Annotated in this window: 18 protein-coding genes; 10 read left to right on the forward strand and 8 right to left on the reverse strand. The window is 31.7% G+C overall.

The window, feature by feature from the left end; translation table 11 throughout:
• Positions 1-123: 123 nt before the first annotated feature.
• From ACXLDF_RS10140 to ACXLDF_RS10165, 6 genes are all read left to right on the forward strand, one after another.
• Positions 124-1,086 (forward strand): hypothetical protein, encoded by a 963-nt coding sequence (locus tag ACXLDF_RS10140; protein WP_457558408.1) that lies wholly within the window; start codon positions 124-126, stop codon positions 1,084-1,086.
• Between the two features lie 47 nt (positions 1,087-1,133).
• Positions 1,134-1,754, forward strand: a complete 621-nt coding sequence (locus ACXLDF_RS10145; RefSeq protein WP_457558409.1) for a hypothetical protein — start codon at positions 1,134-1,136, stop codon at positions 1,752-1,754.
• A 150-nt stretch (positions 1,755-1,904) separates the two neighbouring features.
• Positions 1,905-2,312, forward strand: a complete 408-nt coding sequence (locus ACXLDF_RS10150) for a hypothetical protein (protein ID WP_457558410.1) — start codon at positions 1,905-1,907, stop codon at positions 2,310-2,312.
• 151 nt (positions 2,313-2,463) lie between these two features.
• Positions 2,464-3,432 (forward strand): hypothetical protein, encoded by a 969-nt coding sequence (locus ACXLDF_RS10155; protein WP_457558411.1) that lies wholly within the window; start codon positions 2,464-2,466, stop codon positions 3,430-3,432.
• A 1-nt stretch (position 3,433) separates the two neighbouring features.
• The gene (locus tag ACXLDF_RS10160; protein WP_457558412.1) at positions 3,434-4,705 is read left to right on the forward strand and encodes an acyltransferase; all 1,272 of its coding nucleotides are present in this window, start codon (positions 3,434-3,436) and stop codon (positions 4,703-4,705) included.
• A 187-nt stretch (positions 4,706-4,892) separates the two neighbouring features.
• Positions 4,893-5,189 carry a hypothetical protein gene (locus tag ACXLDF_RS10165; RefSeq protein ID WP_457558413.1) on the forward strand — a complete coding sequence of 99 codons (297 nt, stop codon included), beginning with the start codon at positions 4,893-4,895 and terminating at the stop codon, positions 5,187-5,189.
• Positions 5,190-5,232: 43 nt separating this feature from the next.
• Here ACXLDF_RS10165 and ACXLDF_RS10170 read toward each other — a convergent pair whose 3' ends face one another.
• On the reverse strand, positions 5,233-6,441 hold the full coding sequence (locus tag ACXLDF_RS10170; protein WP_457558414.1) for a glycosyltransferase family 4 protein: 1,209 nt from the start codon (positions 6,439-6,441) through the stop codon (positions 5,233-5,235).
• Between the two features lie 815 nt (positions 6,442-7,256).
• Here ACXLDF_RS10170 and asnS point away from each other — a divergent pair.
• Positions 7,257-8,552 carry an asparagine--tRNA ligase gene (gene asnS / locus ACXLDF_RS10175; protein ID WP_457558415.1) on the forward strand — a complete coding sequence of 432 codons (1,296 nt, stop codon included), beginning with the start codon at positions 7,257-7,259 and terminating at the stop codon, positions 8,550-8,552.
• Between the two features lie 108 nt (positions 8,553-8,660).
• Here the strand turns inward: asnS and gatD (ACXLDF_RS10180) are convergent, their stop codons facing one another.
• Entirely contained in the window at positions 8,661-10,052 is a 1,392-nt protein-coding gene (gatD, locus tag ACXLDF_RS10180) for a Glu-tRNA(Gln) amidotransferase subunit GatD (RefSeq protein WP_457558416.1), read from the reverse strand.
• Positions 10,052-12,103 carry a Glu-tRNA(Gln) amidotransferase subunit GatE gene (gatE, locus tag ACXLDF_RS10185; RefSeq protein ID WP_457558417.1) on the reverse strand — a complete coding sequence of 684 codons (2,052 nt, stop codon included), beginning with the start codon at positions 12,101-12,103 and terminating at the stop codon, positions 10,052-10,054. Before gatE (ACXLDF_RS10185) ends, gatD (ACXLDF_RS10180) begins: the two co-directional genes overlap by 1 nt.
• A gap of 117 nt (positions 12,104-12,220) precedes the next feature.
• Here gatE (ACXLDF_RS10185) and ACXLDF_RS10190 point away from each other — a divergent pair, with 117 nt between their 5' ends.
• The 3 genes from ACXLDF_RS10190 to gatD (ACXLDF_RS10200) all read left to right on the forward strand — a co-directional run bounded on the left by ACXLDF_RS10190 (position 12,221) and on the right by gatD (ACXLDF_RS10200) (position 16,243).
• Positions 12,221-12,625, forward strand: coding sequence for a hypothetical protein (locus tag ACXLDF_RS10190; protein WP_457558418.1), 405 nt, complete (start codon positions 12,221-12,223; stop codon positions 12,623-12,625).
• Between the two features lie 145 nt (positions 12,626-12,770).
• Entirely contained in the window at positions 12,771-14,792 is a 2,022-nt protein-coding gene (gene gatE, locus ACXLDF_RS10195) for a Glu-tRNA(Gln) amidotransferase subunit GatE (RefSeq protein ID WP_457558419.1), read from the forward strand.
• Between the two features lie 5 nt (positions 14,793-14,797).
• Positions 14,798-16,243: a Glu-tRNA(Gln) amidotransferase subunit GatD gene (gatD, locus tag ACXLDF_RS10200; RefSeq protein ID WP_457558420.1), complete on the forward strand. Its 1,446-nt coding sequence runs from the start codon at positions 14,798-14,800 to the stop codon at positions 16,241-16,243.
• Between the two features lie 74 nt (positions 16,244-16,317).
• Here the strand turns inward: gatD (ACXLDF_RS10200) and ACXLDF_RS10205 are convergent, their stop codons facing one another.
• The 5 genes from ACXLDF_RS10205 to ACXLDF_RS10225 all read right to left on the reverse strand — a co-directional run bounded on the left by ACXLDF_RS10205 (position 16,318) and on the right by ACXLDF_RS10225 (position 20,216).
• A complete protein-coding gene (locus tag ACXLDF_RS10205) occupies positions 16,318-17,376 on the reverse strand; it encodes an asparaginase (RefSeq protein WP_457558421.1) in 1,059 nt (352 codons plus the stop codon).
• Between the two features lie 254 nt (positions 17,377-17,630).
• Complete coding sequence (locus tag ACXLDF_RS10210) at positions 17,631-17,990, reverse strand: Hsp20/alpha crystallin family protein (RefSeq protein WP_457558422.1); 360 nt, start codon at positions 17,988-17,990, stop codon at positions 17,631-17,633.
• Positions 17,991-18,086: 96 nt separating this feature from the next.
• Entirely contained in the window at positions 18,087-18,446 is a 360-nt protein-coding gene (locus ACXLDF_RS10215) for an Hsp20/alpha crystallin family protein (RefSeq protein WP_457558423.1), read from the reverse strand.
• 79 nt (positions 18,447-18,525) lie between these two features.
• Complete coding sequence (locus tag ACXLDF_RS10220) at positions 18,526-18,879, reverse strand: Hsp20/alpha crystallin family protein (RefSeq protein WP_457558424.1); 354 nt, start codon at positions 18,877-18,879, stop codon at positions 18,526-18,528.
• 422 nt (positions 18,880-19,301) lie between these two features.
• On the reverse strand, positions 19,302-20,216 hold the full coding sequence (locus ACXLDF_RS10225) for a DNA adenine methylase (protein ID WP_457558425.1): 915 nt from the start codon (positions 20,214-20,216) through the stop codon (positions 19,302-19,304).
• Positions 20,217-20,225: the final 9 nt, after the last annotated feature.

The following is a 20,225-nucleotide window of genomic DNA, read 5'->3' on the forward strand; positions in this document are numbered from 1 at the left end:
TTTTCCATTATCATTGCATCATTGATAAGAAATACTTTTTTTTATTTGGTTTGTTAAGTAATAATATCTATTCTGAAGCATTTATTGTATTTTTTTTTTTTATTAAAAATTTGAGGTTAAAAAATGGATATTATTCCAATCATTTTAATTCATTTCGCAATCTATGCATTTCCAATTTTTATTTCTGCTCTTTTCAAATCCAAATTTCAAGTGTTTTTTACCTATGCATATTTAGGTGTTATTTTTTGTTTAACTAAAATTTTTAATTCCTTATATTCAGTTCAGCTTTCTGACAACTTTTTCTTAAATGGAGGAGATATTGCATATTCTGCATTAATGTTCACAGCACTTTTCCTAATTCTTTCCCACCCAGAACACGAAATTGTCCGAAATTTGATATATTTTATTTTTATTCTTAATTTGTTTATTTCTTTCATATTTCTTTTTTTGTCATTAATTTTTACTTCATCTTCCCAGGTGATTTATCTTGATTATTCAAAAATTTTAATTGAATTCTCATGCAAATCAGTGTTTTATTCATTTGTACTTATTTCTGGTGAAATATTGCTTCAGCTAATAATCATGAGGCAATTCTTATCAAAGGTTAAGAATAGAATAATTGCATCACTTATGATTATAGGAATATATATAATAGTTTTGGTTTTTGATGGAATTTTGTATCCCATTGGAATAAATATATTAATTCCAAGTGCTAATTATTCTTTAAAATACAGTATTTTAGCAAAAGTTATTTTTGGAACCGGATTTGGTCTATTCATTTTTATTTATTTATACTTTTTTCATTCTAATTTAGAAGTGCTTACTTCAAAAAAAATACCATTTATTCGATATTTACTTCCACCAAAACACAAAAGTTTGCTTAAAAAATATAAAGAAGCTCAAAATGAAATTAAAGAATTACGGAAAATATTACCAATTTGTGCAAATTGTAAAAAAATTCGAACAGACGAAGGTTATTGGGAACAATTAGAGGAATATTTAGCCAAATACAATGATTTTCAATTTTCCCACAGTTATTGCCCTGAATGTGCAAAAAAAATCATTGATAATCTAAATAATCAATAAATGCAAAAATTTTTTGGAAATGGATTTTTCTTATTTAGTGAAACATAATGGGAAGAAGAAAACGTAAAAAAGTAGTTTATAGACCAGTTAGAACTTTACCTAAAATTTTCACTTGTCCCAAATGTGGTCATAAAACAATGAAAACTAACATGAAGTTTAGTGATGATAAAGCAATGGTAATATGTGGTCACTGCGGTGAACAACAAGAAGTTCCAAAAAATGAAATTAGTGAACCTGTTGACGCATTTGGAAATTTCATCGATATTTATTATAAAGATCAAGAATATGACCGTTTAACAAGACGTGAAGAGATCTTAAAAGAAAAAGGTCAATATTCAGAATTAGCATTAGTATATTCATTTTTGTCTGATAACGCGCAAATCAATGCAGAGAAAGCTTTAGAAGAATTCGAGAAGTATAAAGATCCTGCAGATTTAGAAAATGCCGAAAAATGGAAAGAAGCAGCAAAGCAATATAAAGAAAATGAAAAACGTTTATTAGAGCAATTAAAAGCAGGATTAATTGTTGATGCAGAATTGGAAGAAAACATTTATGATGAAGAAGAAGTGAATCCTTTTGGTGAAGAGCAAGATAAACCATCAGAAAAACCCAAAAGACGGGCAAACATAGAAGAAATATTAGGAGATCCAGGTTTTCTTGAATTCTAATAATCATTTTTTCTATTTTATTAAAAATCTTATTTCAATTTTTTTTAAAGAGAAATTGGAATTATTGGAAAAGTAATTCTTTTTAACTTCAAATATAAATACCTATTGTGAGTATTGGTTTTAAATTTTTATTATGGATAGTGGAGAAAAATGGCTGAAGAATTCTTTAAAATGATGAATGCATATTCTGAAGCACCTTTAAAAGAACGTGTTGAAGGATTAGCAGATGTTGTGGAAAAAATCATGCAGATCGTTTTAAAAATCCCTGAAATGACAGATACACAAATTCAAATTATCACAAATCAGATTAATGGACTTTCTAAAAAAATAAGTGGGATTGAATCAAAAATTGGTGCTTTAGAAAAGAGAGTAGCTCAAGGAGGAGGAAGCCCAGGAGTTCCACCACCGCCCCCAAGCGGAAAACCCGGCACACCACCCCCACCTCCTGGTTCAAAACCACCTGCACCAAGCCCAGCACCTGCCAATCCAATGAGCTTGAGAGGTAGTATTATGGATGAATTGAAATCACTTTTTAATAAAAGACGTACAGATGATTAATTATTTCATTCTAATTTTTTCTTAGTTTTAAAGTATTAAAGCTTGAAAGAAATAATAAAATCATATTTTTTTTTACTGATCAGAAATAATCAAAAAAATCTATCAAAGTTTGGTTTTTATGTAATCAAATCATGATAAAATTGTTGAACGAATGAATGAAAAAAAAAATTTTGATTCTTGTACTATAAATCAAATAAAGGCAAGGACTGAATTTGAAGAGCATAATTCACAACAGATTCCAAGAGCTCGGATTCAATATGAAAGATATTTTCCCACGATTATTTTTATTTGGGCTTATTCATGGCTTATTCCTTCAATAGGATTATTTTTTTATTTTAAAAATATTATTATTCCAAATCTTCCTTTACTGCTCAATTTATCATTAATATTTGAAGATATCACACTTCTCATAATTTGGCTTATCACACCTTTATTAATAATGATCTTTTTTTTCCTTCGTTTACTTTTTGTAATTCTTTTTAGTCGTTGGTTATTAAAATTTTGTAATTGGCGCTCACCTCAAAAAGAATTAGTGGCAGCCAAAGGTATTGGGAAAAAAGAAGCACGAGCAATCAACTATTATCATTTTCGTGGACTGATTTTAAGAATTCTAAAATGGGAAATCTCGAAATCTGCCTATCCATGGCTAATGCCTTGGGCTTTTAATTTTGTAGGAACAAATAGAATTGGAAAAAAATGCGTGATTGAAGATCAATTTTATACTCAAGAATTTTTAGAAATGGGTGATTACGCATATATTGCTCAAGGTGCTATCGTAAGTAGTCATTTGGTTGAAGGAAAATATGGGGCAATTACATTAAAAAAAGTGAAAATAGATGAACACGCCGTTGTTGGGGCATTTAATGCGATTCCTCCAGGAACAGAATTAGAACCATATACAGAATTCCTCCCAATGTCTGGTGTGGTCAAATTTAGAAAAGTTAGAGGTTTTAGTAAATACTTTGGATTGCCAGTAGGTAAAATATCATTGAAAAGATATATAAAAATGTTTCAAATTCCAGAAGAGATTAAAATGTTAGTATTTAGAAATAAAGAAATGAAGAAACGATATAAAAAAGAAATAAATTCATTTAATCATATTTCTGAGGGAGAACAATAATATGTCCAGTTCAATTCCGACTAGTCTGAAAGCAGGACCAACAACAACCAATACACTTGTAGTTAATCGAGATATATTCATCTATATTTTACTTATTTGGATATCAATATTTCCTGAAATTTTCATAATTTTTAAATTGTTATCAGTTTTTGAAATATCTCTTTATTTTTTTTTAGTACTTTTACCACTCTATTTGTTTTTTGGATATTTTCTTTTAGTTTTTTCATCAATTTGGTGGGCTTGGCTATTTCTAAAAATTATATTCCTATTTCACCGCCCTCGTGAAGGATATTTTGAAAGAACAAGGAAAAACAAAGATTATCGATTTTGGAGTCTTAGAGCAGTTGTTAAAAAGTTTCCAATTTGGGTTTGTCACAACTTTCCTGTTCCATGGGCCGATTCTATTGCATTAAAAATGTTTGGGGATAGAGTCGCGTTATCAACACCAACTTATGATGCTTGGATTGATTCAGAATTTCTCGAAATAGGACATGGAACTATCATTGGTCAAGGATCAATAATCATGACTTCAATGATAACTACTGAGTTATTGATTATTAAAAAAGTAAAAATAGGAAAAGATTGCTTAATTGGGGCACATTCAGTAATAAGTCCAGGAACTTTAATAGGTGATAATACTATTTTAGGTGCCTTATCAAGTACATCTTTTAGCCAAGAGTTAGAATCAGGATGGGTTTATATGGGAACGCCTGCAATAAAATACCGTCCAAATGAATTCAGAGAAAAAGACAGCTTGACTGCAGAAGAACGCGCCAAAAAGAAGCCTATTCAAGAAGTAGAGGACGTAATTGCAGAACACAGCGAATTAAAAGGAAGAAAAACACCAATAACAATATATCAACTTAAAAAGACAGAATTTAAAGATCGTAGAGCACAAAAACTACGAGAAAAGGCAAGACTTAAAAGAGAAAAAGCGTTAAAACGGTTAGAACGCGCAGAATGGAAGGCAGAAAGACAAGAATATAAGGCAGAAATAAAGCATAAGCAATCATTAATGGCTTTAGAAACAGCAAAGAGAGCACTTGAGAAAAAAATTCAAAAAGAGAGAGAAAAATTATCAAAAATTGAAAAAATAGAATTAGAAAAAAGTCGAGAAGAGCGCGATAAAGAACAACAACTGGCAATAATTCTCGGAATAAAAGAGAAATTATTTCAAAAATATAATCAGCAGCAAGAATCAAAAAAAGAAAAAACGAGTCAAGACAGTAATCATGAAGAGAATCAGGAAGAAAACGGTGAGAAAAGCAGTTGAAGAGAAGAAAATAATAATTCACCTAAATCTTAATCTCTAAATCACTTTTTTCAACTTTTAACCTTTAGTTAAAAAATGGAAATAACCATATAATATATTTTAATACTCTTAAAAATATAACAAGCAACCACTTTTTTAAATGATTTCCTTCATATCTATTATTGTTAAGTAAAATGGAAGTGAATTCATGAGCCTAGATAATTTTGGTGTTAAAGTAAAGTCAAAATCGAGTAAACATGATAAAAAGACATCTAAATCGAAGAAAATATCAAAAAAATCAACAAAATTAAAGCAAAAATTAACAAAAAAAAAAACTACCAAAAAAGAACCATCATCTACAGTTACTCAAACAAGAAAAAAATACTACTTGAAATGTACTGCAAAATGTGGATATAAAAGAACACTGCGAAAAAAGGAACTCACAGAATCCGATTACATTTGTGAAAAATGTGGAAAGATTATGAAATTATATAAAAAAGAGTAAATTTTTTACAAATTATGAATATTTGATTATTTTTTCTTTTATACTAATATATATCTTGAATAATACCATATCTTTTTAACAAACGCTGAATTTCAGCAAAAATATTAATCCGATATGAATCACCCAAACGCTGATACCGTTTATATGCTTTCTTATGCCGCCAAAATGAAACAATTTTTTCATACTTTTTCAAAAGAGATAAATTAATAGAATCCCAGTCCCTGTGACGAGTGAATTCAATTCCATTTTGACGCATTTTTTTGTAAAGCTGAGAATCGTTTAATATTTTATAACAAGCTTGGTAGTAAGCATTCACATCGTTATTAGAAATAACCATACCTGCACTTGATGTATTTACAATTTCTTGACATCCCCCTACATTTGAAACAATTGCCGGTAAACCACATGAAAGTGCCTCTTGTACCACTTGTCCAAATGTATCTGTATCAGAAGGAAAAAGAAATAGATCTCCGCTGGAAATAGTTGCACCTAATTCTTTTCCTTCAAGAAATCCAGTAAAAATTGCAGTAGGCATCTTTTTTACTAACGTACTTAAAATAGGGCCTTCTCCAACTAGAACAAATTGTGTATCAATTTTATTTTGTTTTTGAAATTTTTGATATACTTTAATCAAAATATCAAGGCGTTTATTCCATACAAGTCGACCTGCATATAAAATGATTTTCTTTTCTGGAGCACCCCATTTCTTTCGAAGTTTCTCATCTCGGTGAACTGAATTAAAAATTGTATGATCTACACCCCGTGACCAAATCCCAAGCCTTTTTACTCCTAATTGTTGTAATTCACGTTTATAAAACTTTGTCGGGCAAAATGTGATGATCGCTTTATTGTAAATTAAGGGAAGAACAGAATTAATAATATAATGCAAAAATCCAAGACCAAAATAATTGAAAACTCGCACAATATCAGAATGATGAATAAAAACAACAGGAATTCGGTATCTTCGTGCAAAAAAGAAAAGCATCAATCCGATCAAATCTGGAGTTGAAATTTGAATAATATCCGGTTTATATTCTAAGATTGATTGAATATACTTAAAATCAAAAAGAGAAATATGATAATCTGGATAAAAAAATAACGGTTTTGATTTTATCTTATAAAACGATAAATTTGGATGCTCAATATATGAAAGAACTGGTGAAGCAATGAAAACATGATGACCGTGATTAGCAAATGTCTTTACTAATTTATGCAGACATCTTGCAACACCATCTTTATTTCGTTTAAACATTCCAGTATAGAGTGCTATGTGCATAAATAATCCAAACTTTATTTATTTAGCAATTGATTATGAAGGAATTATGCCAAAATTGACATCCTTGTCGGTAAAATTAAGATAGAAATCCTTCTAGATAAAAAAGTAATTTAATTATATTAATCTTTGGAGAGAAGATAAAAAAAAAGCAATAAAGTAAAAAAAGAATGAGAAAAAAAGAAGTATTTATGAATGATTAGAATTAATACAGTGTTCGGTGGATGGATCGCTTAAAATCTTCCATTTCTCGTTCGAGTCCTAAGGTCTTTTCCATAAAATCTTTTGCGATGCGATAAATTTTTACATTTCTCTGTTTCATGAAATCACTCCCGTGATTGATTATTTCTATAGAAATTAAGTAATTACTAATCTTTAAATGGGGAGATGAGCGGAGTTCACATTTTCTTAATTAACTATGATACATCAAGACATCATGAATTTATTACAAAAATCATTATTCATTCAAAGAAATTTCTTCTCGATTTTATCACTTAGGTGCTTTTCATTTCACATAATAATATGAAAATGATAATTTATATTTTTATTATCACTGTAAGATTCTGAAGAATTACTCTGATTCACAATGATTGCAGCTAAACGTAAATTTAACTTGGATGAAAAATCGAATTGGTTTCATAAGCATTCAAAATTCCTTGGTTAGTAAGATATTATACAGATGATTTAAAAATGACAAACGCTGTTGGATAGATTTTATGGCATTTCTGAATCATGTTTAACACAAATCTCGAAAATGTTAATTATAAACCTTAATTTTAAATTTTGATCGAACTATGGAACCTAAATATTATCGAATTGAAGAGATTCTTTCCCCAAAATTTGATGGAAAACAAGTAAAAATTCGAGGATGGGTTTACCGCCAAAGAAACAGTAAGAAAATTGCATTCATTGTTATTCGAGATGGAACAGGAATTTTACAGTGCACTGCTAAGAGTTCCAATTTTGATGAAAAGAAATTCGAAGAAATTTGTAGTATTCGTTATGAATCATCAATAATTGTTGATGGAATAATTAAATCTGATGATCGCGCACCAAATGGATATGAAATGCAAATGAATGAATTTATTATAATCCATCAAGCAGAACCATTTCCAATATCAAAGGATCAAAGTGAAGCTTTTTTACTTGATCACAGACATCTTTGGATTCGAAGTCAAAAACTGACCAGTAGTTTTCGTGTAAAAGCAGCATTAATAGAAGGAGCGAGAGCATATTTCAAAGAACAAGGATATTGGGAAATGTTTCCACCAATAATTACTGGAAGTTCATGTGAAGGTGGGAGCACTCTCTTTGAGATAAAATACTTTGGAAAACCTGCTTATCTCTCGCAAAGTGCCCAATTATACTTAGAAACACTTATCTTTGCACATAAAAGGGTTTACTCTTTAACACCGAGTTTTCGGGCGGAAAAATCTCGAACTACCAGACATTTAGCAGAATACTGGCATTTAGAAGCAGAAGCTGCTTTTGTTGATTTAGATGGTATTATCAAATTTGAAGATGGACTAGTTACTGCAATGATTCATCATGCAGCTAAAGAAGTACCTTATGATTTACAGCAATTGGGCAGAGATCCAAATGAATTACTGGAGATTAAAGCACCTTTTGAACGAATTCGCTATGATGAAGCAGTAGAACGAATCCAAAAGAAAGGAGTTGAAATTGAATGGGGAGAAGACTTTGGAACTCATCATGAAAGAGCACTTACAGAAGATTTATCCAGTCCAATTCATGTTACCCATTTCCCACGAGACATCAAAGCCTTTTATATGAAAACTTTAGATGGAAAATACGCAGAGTGTAATGATTTATTAGCACCAGAAGGATATGGAGAAATAATTGGTTCAAGCCAAAGAGAAGACGATATTGACAATATAATTTTCAATCTAAAACGAGATGGTTCTAAAATTGAAGATTATGAATGGTATTTAGATTTACGACGATTTGGGAGTGTTCCACATTCTGGATTTGGATTAGGAATAGAAAGACTCTTGCGTTGGATAGGAAAATTGGATCACATTCGCGATACTATTGCCTATCCCAGAGTAATGAATCGAAATACTCCTTAATGATAATATATTCTGAAATCTGGTTATTTTTCTAATTTTTTTCTCTTGTTTTAAAAATATAAAATATAATCACTATGAAAGTGATAAAAAGTAGAAAAAACGGTAGATTTATTCTTTGGGTGAAATTGTGTGTTCTACGCCTTGAAAAATTTGAAAACCATTCATTGATTCTCCTGATGTAATTTCACCAGCAATGTTGGTTGTTAATATTTCTTTAATCTTTTCATATTCGTTGAAATTACCCAATGCCCAACACATTTTTGTAAACGCTACTTCAGGAAGCATATTCTTTCCAGGAATAACACCTAAATCTTGCAATTCTCGGCCACTTTCATAGACATCCATCCCTGTATATCCCCAAAGTGTTTGAACAGTCATTAATATCGGAATTTTTGCATCATATGCTCGTTTTAAAGCAGGATACATGGTCTTGGGTAAGTGTCCAAGCCCTGAACCAGCAAATACTATGCCTTTATATCCTGAATTCAAGTAAAAATCAAGAATATCACCCTTCATTCCAGGATAGGAATAAATAAGAGCCACTTTTTCTTCAATTGATGACCAACATTCCATTTTTTTACGATTTTTTGAATCTCTTGGCTTGATTTCTGTCGAAAAGTATTTAATTTCATCATCCCGGATCATACCTAAAGGTGTAATTCCAATAGATCTAAAGGTGTGTCTTGCAGAAGAATGCATTTTTCTCACTCTTGTACCTCGATGAATGAATCCATAATCGTGTGCTGAGGAACCCATCATACAGACAACAACTTCTCCAATATTTGCTTTACTGGCAAAAGAAACTGCATGAATTAAATTTAAAGCAGCATCAGAAGATGGCCGATCACTTGATCGTTGAGAACCAACCAAAACTACTGGAATTGAGACATTTTTCAAAAGAAAAGAAAGAGCGGCAGAAGTATAACTTAGTGTATCTGTTCCATGGGCAATAACAATACCATCAATATTAGTTTTCGCTAATTCTACTATTTTTTTCGCTAATTCAAGCCAATTCTGGGGTGTAAGATTTTCAGAAAGGAGTTGATAAACAACTTCAGTTTCAATATTGCTAATTTTTGCCAGTTCTGGGACAGCTGTAAATAATTCCCCAGGTTCAAACGCTGGAATAACTGCTCCTGTTGTGTAATCCAATCGAGAAGCAATTGTTCCTCCTGTACCTAAAAGGCATACAGTTGGAAGATTTTTATTTTTTGGTTGAATATGTTGATCAAATGAAACTTCCATGGGAGGAACTTCACCAATAACCTTAATTTTAGTATTTTTATCCAGAGGAACCCCAATATTATAACCATTTTTAAGCTTAATCTCCACAAATCCATCTGGTGCAAATTTATTACGGGGGAGGACAACACCTTGAACCGCCCCTTTGGGAGTCAATATTTCGATTTTGTTCCATAATTTCACACCAAATTTTTTCATAATTGCAACAGAACGGGGTTTATATCCACTGTAATCTTTCATATCTTGTTCTTCAACCATTATTTTTCACCTTTAATTGTTTTTGTGGTTTTCTTTGGGTTATTTTTTGGGGATTGAGAAGTTTTTTTTGTAGGTTTTTTTGTTTTTTGTTTCTTTTTTGTTTTCTCATTTGCTGATGTAGGGTTTCCTTGGGAAATCAATTTACCAATAGCTTGAGCCAATTTAGACGATAGAATCTTACCATCAACAGCACCTCTCCCAATAATCTTCATTAAATCACCCATTAAAGGGCCAATTGCTCCTCGGCCTCTTGTCTTAATAAGTTCCATATTTTTTTGAACTAGCTCATCAATAATACCATCTAACTTAGTTAAATCTGCAGTTTTTATTCCCATTTTTTTCTTTGCTTGTTTAAGAGAAATTTCTGGAAAATCGGTCCAAATTCGTAAGACACCTAACATTGCCTCTTTAGCAATAATTCCTTGCTTTAAACCAGCGAATAATTCATCAAAATGCGAAGATTTGAGCGCATTTATATTTTTTTCTTCCCTATGCAGAACTTTAACCATATCAGTAATTGTCCGAATGACTAACATAGGATTTTCAGGATATTTTGCGATAAGCTCATTAAATTGAGACATTTTTCCATCCATAATCAGATCTTCAATCAGAGAAGGATCGAGATTATAATTTTTCGCATATTCATCAATAATATCCCAAGGATATGGACCTATGTTTTCTTTTATATTTTTTATACGAATTTCTGAAAGCAATATAGGAGGTGTGTCGGTATCAGGATATAATCGCTTTTCACCACCCAATTCTCGCAAAAATACATGAGTTCCATCTTCTTTAGCTTGTCGCGTTTCTTCAGGCACACCAATGAATGCCTGTTTACACCTCTCGATGATTACATCTAAAGCAGTTTCTAATGCCTGTCCGGAAGCCAGTAATAAAATAAAAAGATCATCTTTTTGAATATTCAATTTTTGCCGAGTTTGAGCGATTTCTTCTGCTGAAAAATGATATTTCTCATGTAAATTTTCATCAGAATGAATTAATCCTTTTAAACCTGCAATTACTTTGACTTTATCTGCAACTTCTGTCCCAAATCTTCGATTAGGATGTACATCTGTTCCAAAAATACCATGAAATCCAGGAATTTTCATACCAATGAATTTTTCTTTTCGTTTGATTCCAGCTTTTACAAATCTACATTCTGTTTTTTGGAAGATTTTCGATAAATCAATAGGTTCTCGTCTAATATCATCTGGTGAAATTGGTTTTTGATTGAGGATATTCTTAATCTCAATTAATTTTTGCTGCCGAATTACTTCATTGTGAATTAACTCTGGGATCCAATCCAATTTTTGCACTCCTTTAATCTCAATTCGTTCTCCACCTGCAATTGAAACATTAATGTCTTGGCGTGTCGATCCAATAATTCGTTTGACCTTATTCGTGGATCTCAGCAATAATCCAATTCGATAAGCGGTCTCTTTCGCCTCTTCTGGATCATGTATATCAGGAGTAGTTGTAATTTCCACTAAAGGAACACCTAATCTATCAACACGAAAATAAGAAGTCTTTCCTTGTGTTTTTATTCGTCTTGCAGCATCTTCTTCAAGAAAGATGTTTTCAATTCCAATTTTTTTTCCGTTTTTTAGATCCAGATTACCATCATGACCTATTTCCATAGTTCTCTGAAATCCAGCAGGAACACTCCCATCAACATAATTTTTCCGACAAACATGCATTTCACGCACAATATTCATTTTAAATAAAGCGCAAATCTCAAGCGCAATATCAATACATTCTTCATCACAAGCAAAAGGAGGAGTCTCATCCAATTCATAGGTACACGTACAATCATAATAACCTTCATAAATGACCGAACCCCCCTTAAGAAATTCAGATAACATACCTTCATCGAATTTTCCTTCTTCCCCTAAAACAGGTCGTTGCTTTCGTAAAATTCGAAAATCGGGTTCGCGAGTACCTTGAAGTTGATTTGGACAAGCACAGAAGAGTTTTGTAGCAGAATCGAGCTGTTGGTGGATTTCAATACCACATTTTAACCCAACCGCGTTATAATCAATGCTTTTTCCCATATTACCATAAGGTTTGGATAATTTTTATAGTTAATATATCATCTATCAATAATATCACAAATCACAGAAATATTAATGAATTTGTCATTCTTTTAATTCCATAGAAACATCATGATTTTGTGCCTACAAATTTGTGATTCACAAGGATTTCCCTTTTATACTCGTTCATTTGCAGGTTTTGTTGAAATTAATGCAGTTCTGCTAAGTGGAATGGTATCAGCAGTTGGAAGTCTGGGAAGAAAGCTTTTCAAGCAAGATATTGCCACTATTACTTTTGGTTCGGGAGAAGATTTAACGTATATGGTTGTAATTGCGAAAGATCTTTTTTTTGCAGAAAAATCAATCTATTTTGTGTTTTATATAAAGGGAGAATTTAAAATTAAGTCTATACGAGAGATTGCAACAACTTTCTATATAGAAAATAAAGCTCAATTAAATACGTCAAATTTTGATACAAAAAAAATTGAAGAAAAAGTCAATCAACTGATCGAAATTCAATTCAAGAATTTCCAAGCACTTTAATCAGATTTCATATTTTATAATTCTTTTCCCCTTCTTTTCCCATTCTTTTCATTTCATCTCACCACTATCCCTTGAAAACCACGACTTCAAAAAGGTTCCGATCTTAACACAAATATTACCTTATCGTGGTTCATTGTGAGCAGTTATGCTTGATCCAACAAAAATTGATTTTGCTAAAATTGGTTTTCATGCCGGACTCGAAATTCATCACCAAATTAATGCCCGACGAAAACTTTTTTGCCATTGCCCTCCAATCATGGTTTCAAACAGCACTCCACCAGATTATCGATTTGAACGCTATTTTAGACCAGTATTAGGTGAAATGGGCGATTTTGACCCCGGAATGTTAATCGAATATGAAAAAGGTTATCGAGTCATTTATCATGCTTTTGAGAAATGTGATTGTATTTATGAACAAGATGAGCAACCACCGATGCACCCGGATGAAGAAGCTTTAATGAGTGGTTATGAATTAGCCCATTGGTTGAATTGTCAAGCTTTGGTAGATGAAATAATCTTTGCACGGAAGCAGTATCTAGATGGAAGTATTACTACTGGATTCCAAAGAACAACCATTGTAGCTCGAGATGGATGGGTAATGGTTGACGGAAAAAAGATTAAAATCACAAATTTAACTGTTGAGGAAGATAGTGCTCGAAAAATCAGAACTAAAAATAATGGACGAACTGTATATTATAACCTTGATCGATTAGGAATCCCATTAGTTGAAGTGATTACTGATTATTTAGATGTTTCTACCCCTGAAGAGCTTGTTAAAACTGCAAAAACTATAGGTTTAATCTTGCGATTAAGCGGTATTGGACGAAGGGGAATTGGTTCTGCCAGACAAGATGTAAATATCAGTATTAAAGGAGGAGACCGAGTAGAATTAAAAGGTGTTCAAGATTTAGATAATTTTGATAAATTATGTCGTTATGAAATTTGCCGTCAAGATACACTCATTAAAATTGCTCAAGAATTAAAGCAAAGAGGACTTCGAAAAGAAGATTTTGAACATACATATTTAGATATTAGCCATCTTTTTTCAGATATACCTGAGAAGACAATTATTATGGGAATTAGATTACCTAAACTTCATGGCATTTTAGGTAGAGAAGAACAACCTGGAAAGGATTTTGGCCAAGATGTCTTAGAAAAAGCATCACTAATTAGTGGAGTGCCCATTAAACACCTCTTTCACTCTGATCAGATTGAAACAAAATTCATTTCGCAAGATAATTACTTTAAACAACGAGTTACAGAATCATTACATAATGAAATTTCGCAAACTCTTGGGTGTAATTCTGAGGATGCATATGTCATTGCCTTGGGTTCTCAAAAATGGACAATTCATGCCTTGAAAAAAGTAATTGAACGCATTAAAATGGCTTTTAATGGAGTACCACAAGAAACACGAAAAGCACTTCCTAACGGAAATTCTGAATTTCTTCGAGTCATACACGGAAAAGAAAGATTATATCCAGATACAGATACTCCAGTTCTTGATATGGACATGGATGCAATTGAAAAATTGGCATCAAAAGTTAGAAAACGTCCTTGGGAATATGAAAAAGAATATGGAGGAAAAGATGGAATCACTTTTAACCAGTTATCAGATTTAATCCGCCATGAACGAATAGAAATATTCGAACGTTTGGTGAAAATTCATCACATATCACCTAAAAGAATCTATCACTTTTTAGAAGAAACTCTTTTAGGCTTAAAAAGAAGTGGAATAGATGTTGCAAAAATTACAGATGAAAAAATTACAGAATTATTAAAATTAGCCCAAAATGAGCGCTTTGATTGGGCACTTTTACATGATTTAGTAGTTTCCACAATCAAACACCCCACATTTTCACTTAATCAGATTCTCGAGATTTTTGGAACAAAAAAAATCGAGAAGAATCAGTTAGAACGACAATTAGAACAAGAATATGCGTATGCACTTGAAGCTTTTAATGCATTTAAGCGAAAATCGAAAAAATATAAAGTTAAAGATACAAAATTGGGAAATGAAAAAAGAGAATCAGTAAATAAAGGTGATGAAGAATTACGTTATCAATGTAATCAGATAACTGGTTTGATTATGAGAAAATTAAATCATGCAATACCTGGAAAACAAGTAGCAGACTTTGTTTATCGAAAAATAAGTAGAGGAGTGTGAATTAAATGACAGAACCAATGCAAAGTAAAAAAGATATTTTAATACAAAAAGAACCTACTGGTTATCGAGGAAAACTTCGAGAAAGATTACTACGAGAAGGGATTGGAGTATGGAGTGTTGTTAAGGTTTCGCGCGGTAATGCGGTTTATGAAGGAGTAATCCTACCACGAAGTGAACACACTTCAGAAGATTACTTGGTAATCAAAGTCGATACTGGCTACAATGTAGGAGTAAAGATTACTAATGATTGTACTATTGAAGAATTAGGCTTTCGGAAGGGAGAATACAAATTACCAGAAGTAAAAGTTAAATTTAAACCAGATTTACCCAATGTAACGCTTCTTGGGACAGGAGGAACAGTTGCAAGTCGGTTGGATTATCGAACTGGTGCAGTTCTGCCAGCATTCACTCCAGAAGAATTATTTTCAGCCGTTCCTGAATTAATGGATATTTGTAATCTTACACCTCGAAAAATTTATGGAATCTTAAGTGAAAATTTCAAACCAGAATATTGGGTTAAAACTGCTCGTGAAATTATGAAAGAATTTGAGAACGGTGCCGATGGAGTCATTATCGGGCATGGAACAGATACAATGGCTTTTACAGCTTCAGCACTATCTTTCATGTTTCAAGATTTAGCCCGCCCAATTGTTTGTGTTGGATCTCAACGAAGTAGCGATAGACCTTCCAGTGATGGGCCATTGAATATTATTGATGCAAGTACTATTGCAGGTCATGCGGATCTAGCCGAAGTAGTCGTCTCTATGCATGGAAACACCAGTGACTCCTATAACCTTATTCATCGAGGAACGCGAGTCCGAAAAATGCATTCTAGCAGACGAGACGCGTTTCGCACGTTAAGTGACGTTCCTCTAGGCTACATCGATGCCAATCAAAATATAACTTGGCTTAAGCAAGACGTAAAACGAAGAGGAAATATTGAAGATACTTGGTTAAATGATAAAATCGATGAACGCGTTGCTATGCTCTATTTTTACCCAGGCATGGATGAAGATTTGATACATTCTGTTATTGACAAAAAATATCATGGAATGGTTATCATTGGAACAGGTTTGGGACATGTTAGTTCTTATTTGTTTAAAGCTTTGGAACGAGCCCAAGAAGAAGAAATTCCGGTTGTAATTGTTGTTGAACCATTATTTGGTTTTACAAATTTACGTGTTTATGAAACAGGTAGAGATATGCTAGCACGAGGTGTGATTGAGGGTGCAAATATGTTACCTTCTGCAGCTTACGCAAAAATGATTTGGACTTTAGGTCAGACTCGCAATTACGAAGAAGTTCGCAAGATTATGACAACTAATCTTCGAGGAGAAATTACAACTCGAGAACCAAATAAAGGTTATATGTTTATGCAAGGCGTTGAACCAGGATTACAAGAAATGATGAAAAAACTCGATCCTAATCCTCGTTTTGATGCATATCGATAAGTAATTACGAATGTAGTGCTATGTAAATCAAAATCATTATTTTTATCATTTTATTTCTTTTTTATTTATTTTGATTAAAATGCATATTCCCAAGCCCGTTTTTCTTTTGGAGATTTAATGATAGATATTTCGCCGGCAACATCCTCTAAAAACTTGGCGCGAATCTCTGGCATTGATAAATTGGGAAAATTCCCCAAAATCCACATCAATTTAACCATTGCTGTTTCAGAAATCATATCATATCCAGGAATTGCTCCAGCTTGGAGAGCTCGTTTTCCAGACTCATATAAATCCATCCAAGAAAATCCAATAGCACACTGTGAACAAACAATTACTGGAATCTTTGCTTCTGTAGCTGCTTCGATCTCTTTAATTAGTGAATTTTCATTAATGGGAATATTGCCTGCACCAAACCCTTCTGTCACAATACCCTTATAATCAATTTCTCGAAGTTTTGCAATGATTTCGGGATTATATCCCGGTGTAATTTTTTGAATGCATACTTCTAATTCCATTTTATCAAAAAAATTAGGATAATCAGATAATGATCGAGAAAAATAAGAAACTCCTGTATAACGGATGTCTTGTTCAATTATTCCAATAGGTTGTAATCCAATAGATTGGTATGCATCGAATTCAACCTCTCTAAATTTCTTTGTTCTATTGCCCCGTAGAATTTTTCGATTGAAAACAATTACAACTTCATGAATTTTCGATTCTGCAGCCACCCTAACTGCATCGATTAAATTTCGACGTGCATCAGTTCCAATTACATGTGGTGGAACCATAGATCCTGTTAAAATAATGGGTTTCGTGAGATTTTGGATTAAAAAGGAAAGAGCAGAGGCGGTGTAATGCAATGTGTCCGTTCCATGACTAATCACAAAACCATCATAATTATCATATTCTTTTTGAATTGTTTGAGCAATTTTAACCCAATATTTGGGTTGCATACATACAGAGTCTATGTTAAACAGATTTATAGTATCAATTTGAGCCAAAGATTCAATCTCTGGAATAAAAAGTAGCAAATCACTTTCAGAAAACTTTCCTGGAGTCCATACGCCATTTATCTTCTGAGCAGTGATTGTTCCACCCGTTCCAATTAATAGAATTTTAGGGCGCTTTTGCATGAATATATTCTCCTTAGAATTTTTGAAATTTCTTGGTTTTTCTGTGCAATGACGGAAAATAGCATTTCATCACAGATTTTTCCATTATTGTAGCTGATTAAAAAGTTCTATTTTTTAACTAAAATGTAGAAATTAAAATCATTTTTCAATTTTACGGAGAAAAGGTACAATTTTTTCAATCTTTTCAAGCCAAAAATAAATATTCAAAAGAATAAATGAAAAAGGAAAAAAAATACTCTATTTCAGATAATTTTTTAATCTAGCTTTATTTCAACAGCATCTGCCATTGGATCTTTAATTTTTCCAGAAACATATAAAAGTCCGTTATTGTATTCCGCTTTTACGCTATCCAAATCAATTTCAAATGGCAAGTATTCACTTGTGTGATAAAGGGCTTGATCTCGAATCGCTTCTAAAGAATATGCATCTTTCAAGACCTTAAACTTGACATTTTCTTTGGCAACACCAGGTAAATGAAATTCCATTTCCCAAGAATTATCGACACAATCATAGTTAATATAACGTGTGGGTTGGATTCGATATTTGATTTTTGACTCTTCCTTTTCTTTGATATCTTCCTTTTTATCTACAATTTCTTCTTTTTTTTCCACCATAGACATTTTTTATCACCTTTATCATTATTTGTTCTTTATATTATATTATTTCACTTTTTGAGCATTTTGCTATAAATTAAAATAAAAAAATAGGGATTAAAGTGCGATTTCTTTCGCATCATCCATTGGGTCTCGGATGTGAGCTGTGATTTGGAGTAATCCATTATTATATTTTGCTTCGGTTTTTTCAGGTACAATTTCTGCACCAAAGGATTGATTAGCAGAATATTCCATATGGCCTCGTTTTCCCACCAGATGGAACCAAGTGGGCAGTGCTTTAAGAGTAATATCTTCCTTTTTTACTCCAGGAAGGGAAACTTCAATGTAAATGGTTTTGTCTTCATAATTAATACGACGTCTCATGTCAGGAAAGACACGATAATAAACTTCATCTTTTTCTTCTTTATTTTCAGATTTTTGCATTGCTTTACTTTTTTCATTTTCTACTAATGCCATTTTTCTTCACCTATTGATTGTTTGTATTTTATATTTCAGATTTCTATGAATTTATATGGGTACATGATAAGAAAAAAGATTATTGAATTGGAACTTTGTATGCATGTTCCAGAGGATTGAATCTCTTGAATTCAAGTCGAAGTAATCCCTCTTCATAACGTGAGGACGTTTTTTCGGGTTCAATTTTGACCCCAAAATCAAGATCTAGCATGTATACAGTATTTTCATCACGCTGTGCACGAAGTGTGAAGTAATCTTTAAGAGCTTTCATATGAATATTCTCTTTTTTAACCCCTGGAATTGCGATTTGGAGAATAACTTTGTCATCTTCTGTATAAACTCCGTATTTTGGAGTAATTCGATATTTGGGTCTAAATTCATCTTTTGAAGCAGTTTCGGATTGAATTTTTGTGTTTTCATTATTGTCGGTCATGTTGCTCACCTGATTTAATTTTAATTTTATATATTTTTTGCAAGACAACTTAAAGTTGTCATCTCTGAATATCTAAAGTAAAAATGAGTATTTAAAGCTTTTGGAATTTAATAATAAGAAATTTTTTCAAAACTCTTTTTAAAACAATCTTGAATTATCAAGATTTCATATGTGAAAAAAAGGATATAACTACCAAATTTCTATCTTAAGAAAGAGCAGATAATAAGGAAAAGTATCTATTTTTTTAAGAAAAGCAAAAATAGGAATTTATTTTCTCACATTTCATAGAAGCATTAAAAAAAAAAAATGAAAATAATTGAAAAATCGTCTAACTAAAGTACGGTTACTTTGAATTACTTTGAAATTGACAAAAATATGAGTAGAATGAATTAACTTCAGATATATCCTGAGCTTTTTATCGTTTAGTAATTTAAAATCAATATTTCTTTTATTTTTCCACGTTTGTTAGCATTGCTGTTTATTGCTCTGGTTGCATATACAATTTTAATTTCATATTTTTCATATAAATCTAAAATGAACTCACAATAAGAATTACTTAGCATTACCTTACTCCCTTTTTTATCCAAAGTTTCAAATACTTTTTTCAATTTAATTTGCTGTTCTTTTCCAAAATCTTCTTTAGTATAACTAGTAAAACTTGCAGTATCAGAAATGGGAACATAGGGAGGATCCATATAAATAAAAGAGTTTTCTGTGGCAAATTCTGTTACCTTTTCAAAAGAATCACAAATTAATTCGACATTTTGCAGAGATTGGTGAACAGCGAGTAAATTTTCCTTATCACAAAAAATAGGATTTTTATATCGACCAAATGGTACATTAAATTGCCCTTTTTTATTAACTCTATATAATCCATTATAACAACAACGATTTAAATAAATTGTCCTGGATGCTTTTTCTATATCTGATAATTTATCAAAATCAGGATGTCTATCTAAGCTTCTTATCTTATAATAATATTCAGAGTTATTTTCATGCTTTTCTAATAGTTTTAGTAGTTCATTCACATTATTCTTGATGATTTTGTAGGAATTTATTAAAACAGGGTTATTATCAATTAAAATCGCAAAATCTGGGAGCAAATAGAAAAACATTGCACCTCCACCAACGAAAGGTTCAATATATTCTTCAATATCATTAGGAATGAATTCATCATATTGTTCTATTAATTGCCTTTTCCCTCCTGCCCATTTAAGGAAGGGATGAGGATTACCAACAATTTTTTTGAATTTTCTATTTTTAATTCTCTTTTCAATAAGTACAGAATTTTGAGTTCTTTTTTCTTTATTATCATCAACAAATTCTGTAAGTTCCATGCTTTTTAA

It is taken from the genome of Candidatus Harpocratesius sp., assembly GCF_054039255.1.